General features: G+C 35.9%; 15 protein-coding genes. 9 read left to right on the top strand and 6 right to left on the bottom strand.

Features of this window, described 5'->3' with window-relative positions; translation table 11 throughout:
- Positions 1-198: 198 nt before the first annotated feature.
- The 4 genes from HDE68_RS25690 (at position 199) to HDE68_RS25675 (ending at position 3,449) form a co-directional block, all read left to right on the top strand.
- Positions 199-1,191: a hypothetical protein gene (locus HDE68_RS25690; protein ID WP_183885482.1), complete on the top strand. Its 993-nt coding sequence runs from the start codon at positions 199-201 to the stop codon at positions 1,189-1,191.
- Positions 1,192-2,289: a sensor histidine kinase gene (locus tag HDE68_RS25685; protein WP_183885480.1), complete on the top strand. Its 1,098-nt coding sequence runs from the start codon at positions 1,192-1,194 to the stop codon at positions 2,287-2,289.
- Positions 2,264-3,025: a LytR/AlgR family response regulator transcription factor gene (locus HDE68_RS25680; protein ID WP_183885478.1), complete on the top strand. Its 762-nt coding sequence runs from the start codon at positions 2,264-2,266 to the stop codon at positions 3,023-3,025. Before HDE68_RS25685 ends, HDE68_RS25680 begins: the two co-directional genes overlap by 26 nt.
- Positions 3,026-3,209: 184 nt before the next feature.
- Positions 3,210-3,449 (top strand): hypothetical protein, encoded by a 240-nt coding sequence (locus HDE68_RS25675; protein WP_183885476.1) that lies wholly within the window; start codon positions 3,210-3,212, stop codon positions 3,447-3,449.
- Between the two features lie 95 nt (positions 3,450-3,544).
- Here the strand turns inward: HDE68_RS25675 and gap are convergent, their stop codons facing one another.
- Genes gap through pfkA form a run of 3 tightly spaced genes read right to left on the bottom strand, consistent with a single transcriptional unit; the run spans position 3,545 to position 6,382 of the window.
- On the bottom strand, positions 3,545-4,546 hold the full coding sequence (gene gap / locus HDE68_RS25670) for a type I glyceraldehyde-3-phosphate dehydrogenase (RefSeq protein ID WP_183885474.1): 1,002 nt from the start codon (positions 4,544-4,546) through the stop codon (positions 3,545-3,547).
- A gap of 5 nt (positions 4,547-4,551) precedes the next feature.
- The gene (locus HDE68_RS25665) at positions 4,552-5,394 is read right to left on the bottom strand and encodes a hypothetical protein (protein ID WP_183885472.1); all 843 of its coding nucleotides are present in this window, start codon (positions 5,392-5,394) and stop codon (positions 4,552-4,554) included.
- A gap of 1 nt (position 5,395) precedes the next feature.
- Positions 5,396-6,382, bottom strand: a complete 987-nt coding sequence (gene pfkA / locus HDE68_RS25660) for a 6-phosphofructokinase (protein WP_183885470.1) — start codon at positions 6,380-6,382, stop codon at positions 5,396-5,398.
- Between the two features lie 118 nt (positions 6,383-6,500).
- Here pfkA and HDE68_RS25655 point away from each other — a divergent pair, with 118 nt between their 5' ends.
- Complete coding sequence (locus tag HDE68_RS25655) at positions 6,501-7,190, top strand: NUDIX hydrolase (protein WP_183885468.1); 690 nt, start codon at positions 6,501-6,503, stop codon at positions 7,188-7,190.
- 81 nt (positions 7,191-7,271) lie between these two features.
- Here HDE68_RS25655 and HDE68_RS25650 read toward each other — a convergent pair whose 3' ends face one another.
- The gene (locus tag HDE68_RS25650) at positions 7,272-8,135 is read right to left on the bottom strand and encodes an N-acetylglucosamine kinase (RefSeq protein ID WP_183885466.1); all 864 of its coding nucleotides are present in this window, start codon (positions 8,133-8,135) and stop codon (positions 7,272-7,274) included.
- Positions 8,136-8,651: 516 nt separating this feature from the next.
- On the opposite strand from HDE68_RS25650, the gene HDE68_RS25645 reads away from it, so the two are divergent.
- Positions 8,652-9,692 (top strand): threonine aldolase family protein, encoded by a 1,041-nt coding sequence (locus HDE68_RS25645; protein WP_183885464.1) that lies wholly within the window; start codon positions 8,652-8,654, stop codon positions 9,690-9,692.
- A gap of 114 nt (positions 9,693-9,806) precedes the next feature.
- Positions 9,807-10,391 carry a riboflavin synthase gene (locus HDE68_RS25640; RefSeq protein WP_183885462.1) on the top strand — a complete coding sequence of 195 codons (585 nt, stop codon included), beginning with the start codon at positions 9,807-9,809 and terminating at the stop codon, positions 10,389-10,391.
- Here the strand turns inward: HDE68_RS25640 and HDE68_RS25635 are convergent, their stop codons facing one another.
- Positions 10,392-11,450, bottom strand: a complete 1,059-nt coding sequence (locus HDE68_RS25635) for a tetratricopeptide repeat protein (protein ID WP_183885460.1) — start codon at positions 11,448-11,450, stop codon at positions 10,392-10,394.
- A 260-nt stretch (positions 11,451-11,710) separates the two neighbouring features.
- Between HDE68_RS25635 and HDE68_RS25630 the strand changes: the two genes are divergently transcribed.
- Positions 11,711-12,007, top strand: coding sequence for a hypothetical protein (locus tag HDE68_RS25630; RefSeq protein ID WP_183885458.1), 297 nt, complete (start codon positions 11,711-11,713; stop codon positions 12,005-12,007).
- Between the two features lie 76 nt (positions 12,008-12,083).
- Here HDE68_RS25630 and HDE68_RS25625 read toward each other — a convergent pair whose 3' ends face one another.
- Positions 12,084-13,850: a histidine kinase N-terminal 7TM domain-containing protein gene (locus tag HDE68_RS25625; protein WP_183885456.1), complete on the bottom strand. Its 1,767-nt coding sequence runs from the start codon at positions 13,848-13,850 to the stop codon at positions 12,084-12,086.
- A 168-nt stretch (positions 13,851-14,018) separates the two neighbouring features.
- Here HDE68_RS25625 and HDE68_RS25620 point away from each other — a divergent pair, with 168 nt between their 5' ends.
- A complete protein-coding gene (locus HDE68_RS25620; RefSeq protein ID WP_183885454.1) occupies positions 14,019-14,618 on the top strand; it encodes a porin family protein in 600 nt (199 codons plus the stop codon).
- Positions 14,619-14,631 lie beyond the last annotated feature (13 nt).

Here is a 14,631-nt window from a genome sequence, read left to right as displayed (position 1 = left end):
ACCGATCTTCTCAAATTATTGCGTTGAATGAGGCGCAAATGTAAGTTTTTTTTGTCACACAGAAGATACAGGCTGGAAAATAGCTCTTTTAAATAGATTTAAGCTATTGTGCTTTTCGGGTGTAATGTTGTCCGTTTCAGGTCTAAAACACTTTACAGCGGTTGAATAACTCTGCATTTTCGTGCAAAAAAACGGTAAATGAAAGTCCCGCTATTGTTATTCTCCCTGATGCAGTTTACTATTGCTGCTTCTGCTCAGGATTCTCTTCTAAAAAGCAAACCAGTTCAGGAAAGTTATCCGGTTCTTAAATTAGTCACTATCCAAAAGGAATATTATGGTGATTCAGATTATAAGATATTATCTAAAGGGGATGAGCATAAAGGGGAGGGGGAATTTTCTGGTGAACGATTGAAGATTTCTGCTGCATTCCCTGTGTATACGAAAAACAAAATTGTATTGTCCGCCGGTGCAACTTATACCAGAACATCATTTTCTTATTATAGTAAAGAGACCCCGGATGCGCTTTACAATAAAGGTGAAACAGTCAAAAATGATTTTGATGCTTTATTTTCTGCAGGTTATCAAAGTAAATTATTTAATAAACCTGTTTTTTACAATGCTACTGTGATGATGGGAAGTACTAATTTTTTTAATATTAAAAAGTTAAGCGGAAGTCTTTCTTCTTCTTTGATTTTGAAACAGAATGCATCCACACTTTCTGTTATCGGGCTTTATGTGAATCTGGACAGGTCTGTTATTTTACCTTTTTTCCCGATGTACTCTTACTGGCATAAATTTTCTGATAGCTTCTGGGAGGTAGATCTTGTGCTTCCACAAAGATTAATTGCAAGAAGGTCGGATGTATTAGGAGGCTGGCTGAGCACGGGGGTGGAGCTGACTAATAATTCTTTTTTTTTAAAACAGGATGCCGACGGACAGAACAGGGCGGGTAATTATGAATGGATTTCTAATGAAATAAACAGTTATATTGGCTATGAGCATATGGTGGGTAAAAGTTTTCTGCTGGGTATTAAAGGAGGGTACAGGAACACACTCACTACCCGTCTGATCAAAGTAAATGATAACTTTGATGATTATAAATCAAAGACTAAAATAGGTTCCACATTTTTTAATATGAATGTATCGTATGTGATACCGAATAGTAAACTGGCAAAACCTAAGAAAAGATAAATGAAAGATCCATTTTCGATACTGACCATATTTGCGACGATGAAAACCAAACTTCCTACGCAAAGTTTATTAAAAGTAAGCTGTTGTTTTTCTCTGGCAATCAGCGTGTTTTTATTCAGTTCTGCTTTTATGGAAGGTGAGACTATTGAGGGGGCAATATGCAGATCAGTTATGTTCTTCTTTCTGATGATGTTTATCAGCATAGGGAATACCTGTTTACTTGTTATTTTGAAGGAAACAAATCGGATCGGAGTACGTGATTGTACAGTGGGCTTTTATATTTCCAGTTTTATTATGAGTACACTGGTCATGTGGATTATGTACGCTTTTCAGAGTTATCTGATTCAGCAGGGGATCTCAGCAAGGACACTGGGTATCAAAGTTAAGGGAGATATTATTTATCTTTATACTGCAGTGCAGGGGCTATTTGTGAATAGTGTATTGTTACTGCTGCAAAACTTTATTATTGTTCAGGATGCAAATAATAAGGCACAATTAGAAAATTCACGGTTAAATGCGGCGAGTTCTGAGGCCGCTTATCAATTATTACAGCAACAGATTCATCCTCATTTTCTGTTTAATGCACTTAATATCCTTAAATCATTAATCAAAAAGAGTCCTGTGAGCGCAGAAGATTATCTGCTGCGGTTATCGGATTTTTTAAGGGTTTCAGTATCCGAAAATAAAAGGGGGCTTGCAACGCTCAAGGATGAAGTAAAATTAGGAATAGACTATCTGGAGATGCAAAAGGTTAGATTTGGTGAAGCATTGCAGTTTTCTTTTGATACAGAAAAATCGGAAGGATTTTTACCTGTTTTCTCTTTGCAGCCCCTGCTTGAAAATGCGATTAAACATAATGAGCTTACGGACGCAGATCCGCTTATTATAGAAATCAAACAGATAGGAAACTGGATCAGTGTAATTAATAATATTAAGCTCAGATCTGTAGCAGAATATTCAACAGGAAGTGGATTAGCTAACCTTGCCGAAAGATATAAGCTGTTATCGGGTGATGAGATTGAAATCAGAGATAATGGACAAACCTTTTCAGTGAGTTTAAAAATTTTGGAAAATGAAGATCGTAATTATAGAAGATGAAAAGTTAACGGCCGAGGATCTTGCGGATGTGATTTTGAAATTGCAGCCTGATGCACAATTGGTTGCTTTTCTAAGGTCTGTAAAAGAAGCTGTCGCATATTTTGAGACTACAGCTGCACCTGATTTAATCTTTAGTGATATTCAGTTAGGGGATGGGGTGAGCTTTGATATTTTTAAAACTATCAATGTCGCTGCACCTATCATTTTCTGTACAGCTTATGATGAATATGCAATGAATGCTTTCAAGACAAATGGTATTGACTATATCCTGAAACCATTTACGGAAGCATCTATTGTACAGGCCCTGAATAAATACCATTCGCTATGCAGAGGTTTTTCTCCTGAAAAGATCTCATATGATGCAATTTTTGATCTTTTTGTTAGTAAAATACCACAAAAAACATCTTCTATCCTGGTGACTTATAAGGACAAAATCATACCAGTTAAAACAGATCATATTGCTTTGTTCTATATTGCAAATGAAGAGACCAGCCTGTTGACTTTTGATCATAAAACTTATGTTTTGAATAAGAACCTGGAAGAACTGGAAAAACTATCGGGAGATGATTTTTTCAGGGTAAACCGTCAATATCTTGTTAACCGGAAAGCCGTAAAAGATGCTGCTCATTTTTTCTCCCGTAAGCTGGTAATCAATCTTTCTGTTTCATTCAAAGAACCTATAACTATCAGTAAAGAAAAGACCCCTCAGTTCCTGGAATGGCTGGCCAGAAAATAACCTGACTTGTGATTCAGGTTTACCGGTCTTTTCTGACTGTTCACCGTCTATTTTGTGCGGTTCGGCTTGAAATCTCTTTAAATGATTAACCTTATATGTCATCTTTATATTAGAAATTTCTATGCCGCAATGGGAAGTCTGTTGTTTGTACGCTGATATTTTTATAAATCTTGAACTATTATAAATGATGAACGTAATTATTTTTAAAACATCAGTCCAGGACAAGAATGATCTGGATTGTTTAAGGCCAGAATTAAATGCTTTCCTGGGAGAAAAGAACTGGACTTTTGATTTAGAAGATATAGATAAGATCCTCAGAGTAGTGAGTCCGGTTGTATGTACTATTGCAGTGGAACAGCTACTGCTTGAACATGGATTTTTATGTATAGAAATGCCATATTCATTAGATGAATTTAAAGTTTAAAAGCTTATTTGACCTGAAATATATAGAAACAAGAAAGGGATGAACCATTCGGATCATCCCTATTCTAACCAAATATAAACCTGTATGAACGGGTTTTATTTTAAGTTTCCGTAGTATTCTACGAATTTAGCTAATGCAGAAGAGTAGCCCCATTCGTTATCATACCATGAAACTACTTTTACGAAGTTGTCATTCAATGCGATACCTGCGTTCGCATCAAAGATAGAAGCGTGGTCATCACCGATAAAGTCAGAAGAAACAACTTCATCTTCAGTATAACCTAAAACACCTTTTAATTCACCTTCAGAAGCTGCTTTCATCGCATCTTTAATCTGTTGGTAAGTAGCAGGTCTTTCTAAACGTACTGTTAAATCTACTACTGATACATCAGCAACCGGTACACGGAAAGCCATACCAGTTAATTTACCTTTAAGTTCAGGAATAACTTTAGTTACTGCTTTAGCAGCACCTGTAGCAGAAGGGATGATGTTAGAGAAACCACCACGTCCACCTCTCCAGTCTTTCGCAGAAGGACCATCAACAGTTTTCTGTGTTGCTGTAACAGCGTGTACAGTACTCATTAAGCCTTCAGCAATACCCCAGTTGTCATTTAATACCTTTGCAATTGGTGCAAGGCAGTTAGTAGTACATGAAGCATTAGAAACAACAGTTTGATCTGCTGTTAACTGGTGATGGTTAACACCCATTACGTAAGTAGGGATTGAATCATCTTTAGCCGGAGCAGAAAGAACAACTCTTTTTGCACCTGCAGTAATGTGCTTTTCTGCATCAGCCTGAGTTAAGAATAACCCTGTAGACTCAATAACAGTTTCAACACCTACTTCATTCCATTTTAAGTTAGCAGGATCTCTCTCAGCAGTAATACGGATAGTTTTTCCGTTAACCACTAAATGTCCGTCAACTACTTCAATAGTTCCGTCAAAACGACCATGTGTAGAATCGTATTTCAACATATAAGCCATGTAATCTGGCTCTACAAGATCATTTATTGCAACTACATTTAAACCTCTCTTTAAAGCAGCTCTAAAAACCAGTCTGCCGATACGGCCAAAACCGTTTATTCCAATCTTTGTCATTATTATTAATTTGAATAGTAATTAAGTAAATTATATATTGGTTCTTTGGTAATCGTTGTGATTTCAAAACCGTTTTTCTTTGCTATTGCCCGCAAACGATCCTGAAAGTTCCCTGCTACTATTCCTACAAAATGGACTTCCTCACCAGGATGAAGTTTAATGGTAGGCAACAGGTAAGTCTCTATATAACGCTGAAAAGCATTATCTATTAACTGTTGTATATATTCATGTTCTCTGTTTTCTATAAAGAAATCCAGAAAAGAACTCAGAAACTGCTGAGCCATAGTTTTTTTGTAGACTTTATCCAGTATTTCTGATCTGTTCAGATCATACTTTTTACTGAATTTTTTCATCAGGTCTGCTGGCATCTTTTCCTGAAGGTAATATTTCAGGACCATTTTACCCAGATAGGTAGCTGATCCTTCATCACTCAGGATAAAGCCCAGACCAAAGTTATTCGGTTCAGGTTTACATCCATCAAAATAAGCACAGTTTGCACCACTGCCAAGGATGCCTACGATACCAGTTTTATTGAAACATGCAGCTATAGCAGCACCATACAAATCATCCTGAACAGTAATTTTACTGTGTTTAAAGAACATTCCTAAAGAAGCGACCAATTCATTTCTGCGTTCTGTAGAAGTTGCTCCGGCAGCAAAAACATGGATCTTTTTAATCTGTTCTGCATTGTTAATCAGAATAGATTTTTTATTCAGTTGCTGTAATAATGATTTCTGATCTACAAAAAACGGATTTATACCGGGCATACTACATTCGGCAATCGTTTTGCCGTCTTTAGCTATTTTCCACAGTGCCGTTTTTGAACCGCTATATACTACCGCTATCATGTTAAATGGATAAAACTTTGGTCATTTCTAAAAGATCACTTTCTAGTTTAAAACTATGTTCCGTGAGTGCTTCATCCAAACTGGTTAACCTGATCTCGTTACCTCTTAATCCAACCATTTGCTGAGTGCTGCCTTTCAACAGTTCATTCACGGCTGCATAACCCAGACGGCTTCCTAAGATCCTGTCAAAACTGCTCGGACTTCCACCACGTTGCAAGTGCCCTAATATAGTGACCTTTGTGTCATAATGATCGAACTTTTCTTTAACATGTTTAGCAATGTCATACGCACCACCTTGTTTATGTCCTTCGGACACAATTACGATGCTGGAAGATTTTTTTGTGGCTGCGCCTGTTTCCAGTTGTTTAATCAGTTCATCCATACTTGTTGCTTTTTCTGGCAACAATACAGCTTCTGCTCCGCAGGCAATTGCACTTCTTAAGGCAATACATCCGGAATCACGACCCATTACTTCAACAAAAAATAAGCGGTCATGCGAATCTGCAGTATCCCTGATCTTATCAATGGCTTCAATAACTGTGTTAATCGCAGTATCGTAACCTAATGTAAAATCAGAACCGTATAAATCATTGTCAATGGTGCCAGGAATGGCAATCACATTAATCTGGTGTCTTTGCGCAAAACGACGGGCTCCGGTAAAGGTACCATCTCCGCCGATAACAACCAGCGCATCTATCTGATGCAACTTGAGGTTTTCGTACGCGAGGTCCATACCTTCGTCTGTTTTAAACTCTAAACAACGTGCAGTTTTTAGTACTGTTCCGCCTAAATGGATAATATTGCTTACTGAGCGGGCATCCATAGGAATAATATTATTAGTTATTAATCCCTGATAACCTTGCAAAACTCCAAACATATTTATACCATTGTAAATGCCGGTACGTACAACTGCTCTAATGCATGCGTTCATCCCGGGAGCGTCACCCCCAGATGTCAATACAGCGATATTTTTGATATTTGGTTTCATGTGTTTATATATACGAATATACCGTGTAGATATTACACTAAGTAATTTATTTTGATTTATTTTATGTAAATCGCAAACAAGTATATTAATTTGCTTTAGTTTTTAAAAATTTAATGTTTTGAAAGAAGTCTTACCACAACTTAATTCCACCTTCTCAATAGATTGTGTTTTGTTCGGATTTGATGAAGGAGAATTAAAAGTTCTACTGATTGAAAGGAATGAAGAACCTTTTAAAGATTGGTGGGCCCTTCCTGGATATCTTGTTAATGAGAACGAAAGTCTGGACCAGTCAGCAGCGCGTATTTTACACGAACTTACTGGTATAGAGAACGTTTACATGGAGCAGTTCTATACTTTTGGTGATATAGGCCGTCACCCTCAGGGGCGGATCATTTCTGTAGCTTATTATGCAATGTTGCGTTTGGGAGGAGATAAAGCCCTGAAACCAATCAGCAATTATGCCAAGCAGGCACACTGGATTAATGTAAAGGAGTTACCTCCTCTGGCATTTGACCATCAGAAAATTTTTGATCAGGGACTGGAAAAAATAAAAAGAAGAATCAAACATCAGCCTATAGCTTTTGAATTACTGCCCGAAAAATTCACATTAACGCAATTGCAAAATGTATATGAAGTTATTTTGGGTAAAAAATTGGATAAGCGAAATTTCAGAAAAAAGATGTTAAGCTTTAACGTTTTAAAAGATCTGAATGAAAAACAGAAAGGCGTCTCTTTCCGGGCAGCTACACTGTATCGTTTTGATAAAAGAAAATATGGAAAGTTATTTGGAAAAGAAATCTCTTTTTAAATAGCAGAGATAAATCAAATCGTGTTGAAATAAAAAAATCCCGGTTAATGTGTAACCGGGATTTTTTTATTTCATTTATTTTTATCTTAAACTTCTTGCTGGCTGCATGTGGTAATCCACAAGATCGTCTATAGGAGAACGGATAATTTTGCCTACACCCATTTCGTATCTGTCTGCAACAATACTTAAAATATCTCTGAAGCTATAACCTACAGAACCTACACAGTTTAAACTATATTCTTTATAGTTCGGGTAGTGAATAACCAGGTTCTCAAAAAATGCAGTGAAAGCATATTCAACTGTCGAGAATGCATAATCCTCATAGTTATCTTTGAAATCGTACAGGAATTTACTGAATCCTGCACAGAAACGGTTTGGAAGTGGTTTGTTGTAAATATGATCGAAAATATCTTCGTTCGTCAATGCGAAATTATCATAAAAACTTTCTCTCAAACCTTTTGGCATATAACCTTTCATGTAATCGCCAAGAATACGTTTACCGATATAACATCCGCTACCTTCATCTCCAAGGAAATAACCTAAAGAGTCAATGTTTAAAGAAATATCACTTCCATCATAAAGACATGAATTAGTTCCGGTACCTAAAATTGCTGCAAAACCAGGTTCGTCACCCAATAATGCTCTGCAAGAAGCTAATAAATCATGTCCAATAAAGATAATTGCATTTGGGAAAACCTGTCCCATAGCATCTGCTACAATTTTTTTATTCGCGTCAGTTGAACAGCCTGCGCCATAATAATATACTTCTGTTAGCTTATCTGCCTCTAAATGATCTGGTAAAGATTTTTTTAAAGATTCAACAATATAATCTGTACGGGAAAAATACGGATTGTAACCTTCAGTATTAAAATGAATTTTTCTACCGGCTTCATTAATTAAACACCAATTGGTTTTGGTTGAACCACCATCTGCAATAACTATCATCTTAATTTGTTTTTTTTGGGGTAAAAGTAAATATTCCTGACAACTTGTTTTTTTCCATTTTCGGTCTTTTTTAATGGTCTGTTTATGGTGTTTTGCCCGTTCAGTTTTTATTTAGCTGATATAGGCGTTTATCCTTGTATTTATTTTTTAGTTTTCTTATTATTCCCTGTATTTACCTGCTTTTATCTTGCTCAATTTAAACATCTTCTTCTTGCGATTCTTTGTAAGTCTCAAATATTCAGGCAATAAGCCTTTGTGAATAAGATATTGTTAAATTAACACTAAGATAAAATTACACTAGTTATTTTAAATTCCAAATTTTAATATTTTATCACAGTTTATAAATGTCACAATATTCTTTTAAAATACCCAATCATTCAATTTTAAAACACTCATAAAGAGCAATTAAAGAATTTTATGTGGTATTTCATGAGTGCACGAATAAAAATACTTTGATGTAAGCTGTATTTGTGATAATTTCACCATTAGAAGCCTAATTGGTTCCCTGATTATTCCATGCAAAAAAAAATAGATTTTAGAAGTGATACTGTGACTATGCCCACAGCGGGTATGATGGCTGCTATGATGACAGCAAAAGTTGGTGATGATGTATACGGAGAAGATGAAACGGTTGCTGCTCTGGAGAGAAAATTATCAGAACTCTTTAATATGGAAGCTGGATTATTCTGTCCTTCCGGAACCATGACCAATCAGATTGCGATTAAATGTTTTACTCAGCCTATGGATGAGGTGATTTGTGATCAGACTGCACATGTTTACCGTTATGAAGGTGGCGGAATTGCTTTTCATTCATCGGCTTCTGTCAGACTTTTGAACGGACCAAGGGGAATTATAACCCCCGAAATGATCAGGCCTGAAATTAATGAAGACAATATTCATTACCCAAATTCCAGTTTAGTTGTATTAGAAAATACAGTGAACAAGGGGGGAGGAGCTTGTTATACGCTGGAACAGATTGCACCTATAGCTGCATTATGTAAAAGCAAAGGTTTGAAACTCCATCTGGATGGAGCCAGAATTTTTAATGCACTGGTGGAAACAGGAGATCGGGCAGCAGATTACGGGCAATATTTTGACGGTATTTCAATTTGTCTTTCCAAAGGACTGGGAGCACCTGTAGGTTCTGTATTATTGGGATCTAAGGAAACTATTCATCGGGCACAGAAGATCCGTAAGGCTTTTGGCGGAGGGATGCGTCAGTCGGGTTTTCTGGCCGCTGCTGGTATTTATGCTTTGGATAACCATGTAAACAGGCTTGCTGATGACCATCAGCATGCAAAACTTCTTGCTGATGCTTTGGAAAAGGCCAGCTTTGTCGCTTCTGTAATGCCTGTAGAAACGAATATTGTTCTTTTTAAAGTTGCATCGGGATATACTACTTCAAGTATATTGAACAGTTTAAAAGAAAATGGGATTTTATGTGTGACTATGGGTGCTGATACCTTGAGATTTGTGACACATCTGAATACAGATGCTGATCAGATTGCGCAGGCTATTCAAATTATTGAACAACTAAAACCTTTAAAGACTCTTTAAACACCAGGTACGGCAATTTCAGAATATGACATTACTGGCATTCAAACTATTTTGAACTTTGGTAAGTTTGTGAGGAAAGAAAAGGCTTTAAAGCCAGACAAAATATTAGAATTTATGTTTACAGGCATTATTGAAACACTGGGTACAGTTAAAGAAATCAGAGAAGAAGGAACAAACCTTCATTTTACAATTGAATCTGCGCTTAGTAATGAGTTGAAAATTGATCAGAGTGTATCTCACAATGGCGTATGTTTAACTGTTGTTGCATTGGATGATACCACACATACGGTTACAGCTATTCAGGAGACTTTGGAGAAAAGTAACATGCAGCATTTAACTAAGGGAATGAAAGTTAACCTGGAGCGTTGTATGCAGATGAATGGCCGTCTTGACGGACACATTGTCCAGGGACATGTAGATCAGACGGGCTTATGTATCTTAAGAGAGGAATTGGACGGGAGCTGGGAGTATCGTTTTAAATATGACAGCAGTAAAGGGAATGTAACTGTCGAGAAAGGTTCGGTTTGTATCAATGGAATCAGCCTTACGGTTGTTAATTCTGCTGAGGATGAGTTTTCAGTATTTATTATTCCATATACTTTTGAACATACAAATTTGCAGGAAGTCAATGTAGGGAATATCGTGAATCTTGAATTTGATATTATCGGTAAATATGTGGCCCGCTTACTAAATAAATAATTATTTAGTAATGGTTATCATTCTTTGTTTAGTGTAATCCAATACTTCTTTGTACTTTTTGGTATCAGGCTTGCTGTTTAAAAACTTTTGATAGTATTTGACAGCAGCTTTTTTATTTTTCAGTTTAAAGTCATTCAGTAAAGCAAGATTATAATATACTTCTCCTTTATTCTCATAATTAAGGCTTTTCTGATAGCTCTGATTTGCCATTTTTAGTTGTTTAGTTTTTTCATAAATTTCTCCAAGAATTTTATAATAGCTGGACATATAAGGGGAGAGGCTTTCTCTGATAGATTTATTTAGGTATTCGGCTGCAAGGTCATAGTTTTTAAGTTCACGGTAACATAGTGCAGTATAATATAAAGTAGATTCATTTTGCTGTTGCATATTTTCTATAGTTTTAAAGAATTTTAATGATTGAGCATATTGTTTCTGGATAAAATAAGCTTTGCCCATATTGTTCAGAACATAACCTGAACTATCGCCATTGGCGATCAGCATTTCACCTGTGAGTATTGCCTCATCCATTTTTTTTAAAGTAATAGAGACAGGAAGTTTTGCTTTTAAAAGCATCAGATTAGCAGTGTCAACCGCCAAAGCAGGTTGCAATACTATATAGGCTGAGTCATTTTTTTTTTGGAGACTATAGCTATTGGCAAGATCAAATGCAATATCGGCATCCGTCGGGTGCAGAAGATTTGCCTTCTTTAGATAACACTGTTTCTCAGGACTGATTGGATCTTGCACAAGAGCAGCCAGCTGTTTGTACACATTAAAATTCAAACTGTCTATCTTAATGATCTCCTTGTAATAGAATTTTGCCTTATTATCATTACCTCTGCGGCGTTGAAGACTCGCCAGATTAAATAGTAGTGGAAGGCTCGCAGGTTGTATGCTATAAAGCTTAAGATAACCTTTTTCGGCTGCAGGTAAATTTCCGGACATCATATTTGTATAAGCAAGTTGTGCAAGCGCTTTAGGATCATTTGTGTTTTCACTATAAATAGATTGTAAATATGCAGCAGCTTCGCTGAATCGCTGATTTTGATATAAATCCAATAATTTTTCTTTATCTGGAATAAGCTCGGACTGGGCTGATGCAGTAAATGTAAAACAGCATATAATTATTGAAAAAATTAGTTGATTCATTAGGATAAGAGTTATATAACTAATTTATTAGTTATATAACTCTTATCCTAATTTCTACCAGTTTTATTTTGAAAAATATATTCCATTCAGACAGGAGCTAAAATCTATGGCAAGGTAATTGGTTGATAGTGATTGTAAATATTTACAGAAGAATATAAAAATACAATCATATGGATACTTTAAAGAAGTTTGAATTAATGGAGAAAATTGTAAGAGAATTAGAAGACTTACAACATTCACAACAGGCAATTATTCAAAAGATAGGAAAAATTGAAGTAGATAATATTGAGCTGAGTGATAAAAAACTAGATAAAGATTTACCAGATATGCATCAGCGCGTAGCTGATAATTTAGATACTATTGTAGAGATACTGGCTTACTTTGCAGATAAGACTCAAAATTTCGGAAATAAGAATAACGTTGATGCACTTAAGGAAAAGCAAATTATCAATGATGCGACCAAATAAGGGATAAGTAATATTATAAAAGGGGCTGTTCTGAAAAGAGCAGCCCCTTTTATATATAACAGATAAATCTGAAATTTTATAAGGTCCTTCTGGGGATCTGTAATTTAAAAGTAGTCCCTTTGCCCAGTTCACTTTCAATATTTATACTGCCTTCATTTCTGGCCATGAAATCCCAGCATACCATTAAACCTATTCCTGTACCTTTTTCATTTTGTGTGCCTCTGCTGGAAAAATTCTCCCCGTTAAAAATCTTTTGAATATTCTCTGATGCGATACCAACACCATTATCCTGAATACTTAAATCTATATAATCTATATTAAAAGGAGATGCCGAAATCGTGATTATGCAGTTTTCGTGACAGAATTTAATTGCATTAATAATAAGGTTTCTGATTACAATCTGCATCATCAGTAAATCGGCATAAACAACCAGGTCACTGGCTAAATGCTGAATAATAGAGATGTTTTTTACTGATGCGGCTTTTAGATGATAGTTTACTTCCGAATTAATTAAAGTTTTCAAATCAAAAAGCTCCTTATTGATCCCATAACCTTTAAGCTGACTTCTGGACCAATGCAATATATTCTCTAACAGATCAGTTGTATATGAAATATCTTTGGTCAGGGTAGGGGAAAGGTATTTGAATTCTTCAGCACTTATGGTATCATCAGATGTCATTTTCAATACTTCGGCAAGGTTTAGCAGCGGGCCTCTCAGATCATGGGCCATAATAGAAAATATCCGGTCCTTTAACTGATTTAATTTTTGAAGCTCTTCTGCCTGACGCTGGGATTTTAGTGCCTCCTGTCTGACATTTGTTAAATCCTGCAGTTTAATGATTGTTGCATTACGGTTTAGCTTGTTTTCATTTAAAAAACAAATGTCAGCTTCCAGGTCGAATACTCCATTTGCAGTATGTACAAGCAATTCAACTTTTCCTGACTCCTGCTGATTGAGCAGATCGAGTAATTCGGGCTGATACTGCAATAATTCATTGATATCTTTGCCAATGATTTTATTGGAATGATAAACACTGATGTATTTTTTAAAGGCGGAATTATAGTCTATGACACGGTTTCGGTGATCCAATACAATAAATCCGTCCCCCATTAATTCCAGAACTTTTTCTCTTGCAACAGGCAGAACATTCAGAAATTTAAATCTGTAAATAGCAATAAAGATCAGGAAGGTAGAAAATTGAAAGGCAAATGGGGTGACATCAAGGTTGGGAATTGGTCTTAACCCCACCAGGTAAGATAGATTTGCCAGCCAGGGAATTAGTGCTGCAGCCAGAATAACCTGGTTCTGTTTTTTATATACCCGATCAGAGTTCCTGAACTTTTTGATCAGGAAGTAGTTTCCTATCAGCAGCAAGCTATAGAAATACCCAACAAAAAAATAAAAAGCTATCCCGGGAACGATTTTGAGCATTGGAAAACTTCCGCTATAATCTACACTAAGCATTTTATAATGCAGATGATGTAAATGATTAGTCCACACTAAAACCAGTGAAAAAACAGGTACTGCTGTAATCAAAAGCTGATTACCAATTTTATTTAACCATTTTTCTTTGCCGGCCAGATCAATGCAAAACAAAAACCAATAAAATGGAACTGCTACAATCCCTAAATACTCGATGTTAATCAGGAATTTCATTTGCTCCATAGTTTTGCTTGCCAGTTCAAAACCATAGGCGAGTGACCAGATGGAGTTGGATAACATTAAATATCCTACCCAGCGCACTGTTCCCTTCTCATTACTTATAATATAGCCTGAAAGCAGGAGTGTAATAATGCCAGAAATTATCAGGCTTAATGCATAGAAGTTAAAATCAAAATCCATTAGAATACTGACTGTTGCATTGGGTTTGAAGGCATGAACAAATCTATGAAATAAGGCCCGATTAATTTAAATTGAGGTAATTTAGTTTGCAAAAAAAATAATACTAATTTTACTGCATATAAAAACAGTATTGTTCGTTATTATCAATAAATAAACCAATAAAAACTTATGAAAAAATTAATCCTATTCTCATTATTTGTCTGCTTTAGTGCAGTTGCCTTCGGCCAGGTATTGCCATCTTTTCAGTTTGGTGTTAAAGGAGGAGCCAATCTTTCTAAATTAAGCAGTCATGGTACATTTAGCAGCGATAACTCAGCTGGTTATTATGCAGGTCTTTGGGCAAGAATCGGAGCAGCAGGTATACATTTTCAACCAGAGCTTTATTTGTCGGGAAAAAATACGACAATGACAAGTAACGAAGCTGGTAGTGTTGGTCAGGAAAATAAAGTTAAATTTACAAGTCTTGATGTACCTTTATTAATTGGTACTAAAATCGGCGCTGCTGGTGTTGGAGTACGTTTAAATACAGGACCTGTAATTTCATTTATCCTGGATGATAAACAATCTTTTGGCGATGCAGCCAGCAGTGCGTTTAAAGGTAATTTCAAAAATCAAGCAGTTGCATGGCAGTTTGGTGCAGGTTTAGATTTAGGTAAATTAGGTGTAGACTTAAGATATGAAGCTGGTATTACAAAATTAGGAAAAGATAACTATGATGGTCAGAGATTGAATTTATTCACTTTAGGACTTGCGCTTAGACTATTCTAAAATTCTTAATTAA

Origin of the sequence: Pedobacter cryoconitis, from assembly GCF_014200605.1 — a bacterium.
Classification (GTDB): Bacteria; Bacteroidota; Bacteroidia; order Sphingobacteriales; family Sphingobacteriaceae; genus Pedobacter; species Pedobacter cryoconitis_B.
This window is presented reverse-complemented; position numbering and strand designations above follow the sequence as displayed.

What these genes read in the sequence shown, in the direction of transcription:
- HDE68_RS25690 (WP_183885482.1), top strand. Translation starts at nt 199, where the DNA reads ATGAAAGTCCCGCTATTGTTATTCTCCCTGATGCAGTTTACTATTGCT.
- HDE68_RS25685 (WP_183885480.1), top strand. Translation starts at nt 1,192, where the DNA reads ATGAAAGATCCATTTTCGATACTGACCATATTTGCGACGATGAAAACC.
- HDE68_RS25680 (WP_183885478.1), top strand. Translation starts at nt 2,264, where the DNA reads ATGAAGATCGTAATTATAGAAGATGAAAAGTTAACGGCCGAGGATCTT.
- HDE68_RS25675 (WP_183885476.1), top strand. Translation starts at nt 3,210, where the DNA reads ATGATGAACGTAATTATTTTTAAAACATCAGTCCAGGACAAGAATGAT.
- gap (WP_183885474.1), bottom strand. Translation starts at nt 4,546, where the DNA reads ATGACAAAGATTGGAATAAACGGTTTTGGCCGTATCGGCAGACTGGTT.
- HDE68_RS25665 (WP_183885472.1), bottom strand. Translation starts at nt 5,394, where the DNA reads ATGATAGCGGTAGTATATAGCGGTTCAAAAACGGCACTGTGGAAAATA.
- pfkA (WP_183885470.1), bottom strand. Translation starts at nt 6,382, where the DNA reads ATGAAACCAAATATCAAAAATATCGCTGTATTGACATCTGGGGGTGAC.
- HDE68_RS25650 (WP_183885466.1), bottom strand. Translation starts at nt 8,135, where the DNA reads ATGATAGTTATTGCAGATGGTGGTTCAACCAAAACCAATTGGTGTTTA.
- HDE68_RS25645 (WP_183885464.1), top strand. Translation starts at nt 8,652, where the DNA reads ATGCAAAAAAAAATAGATTTTAGAAGTGATACTGTGACTATGCCCACA.
- HDE68_RS25640 (WP_183885462.1), top strand. Translation starts at nt 9,807, where the DNA reads ATGTTTACAGGCATTATTGAAACACTGGGTACAGTTAAAGAAATCAGA.
- HDE68_RS25630 (WP_183885458.1), top strand. Translation starts at nt 11,711, where the DNA reads ATGGATACTTTAAAGAAGTTTGAATTAATGGAGAAAATTGTAAGAGAA.
- HDE68_RS25625 (WP_183885456.1), bottom strand. Translation starts at nt 13,850, where the DNA reads ATGGATTTTGATTTTAACTTCTATGCATTAAGCCTGATAATTTCTGGC.
- HDE68_RS25620 (WP_183885454.1), top strand. Translation starts at nt 14,019, where the DNA reads ATGAAAAAATTAATCCTATTCTCATTATTTGTCTGCTTTAGTGCAGTT.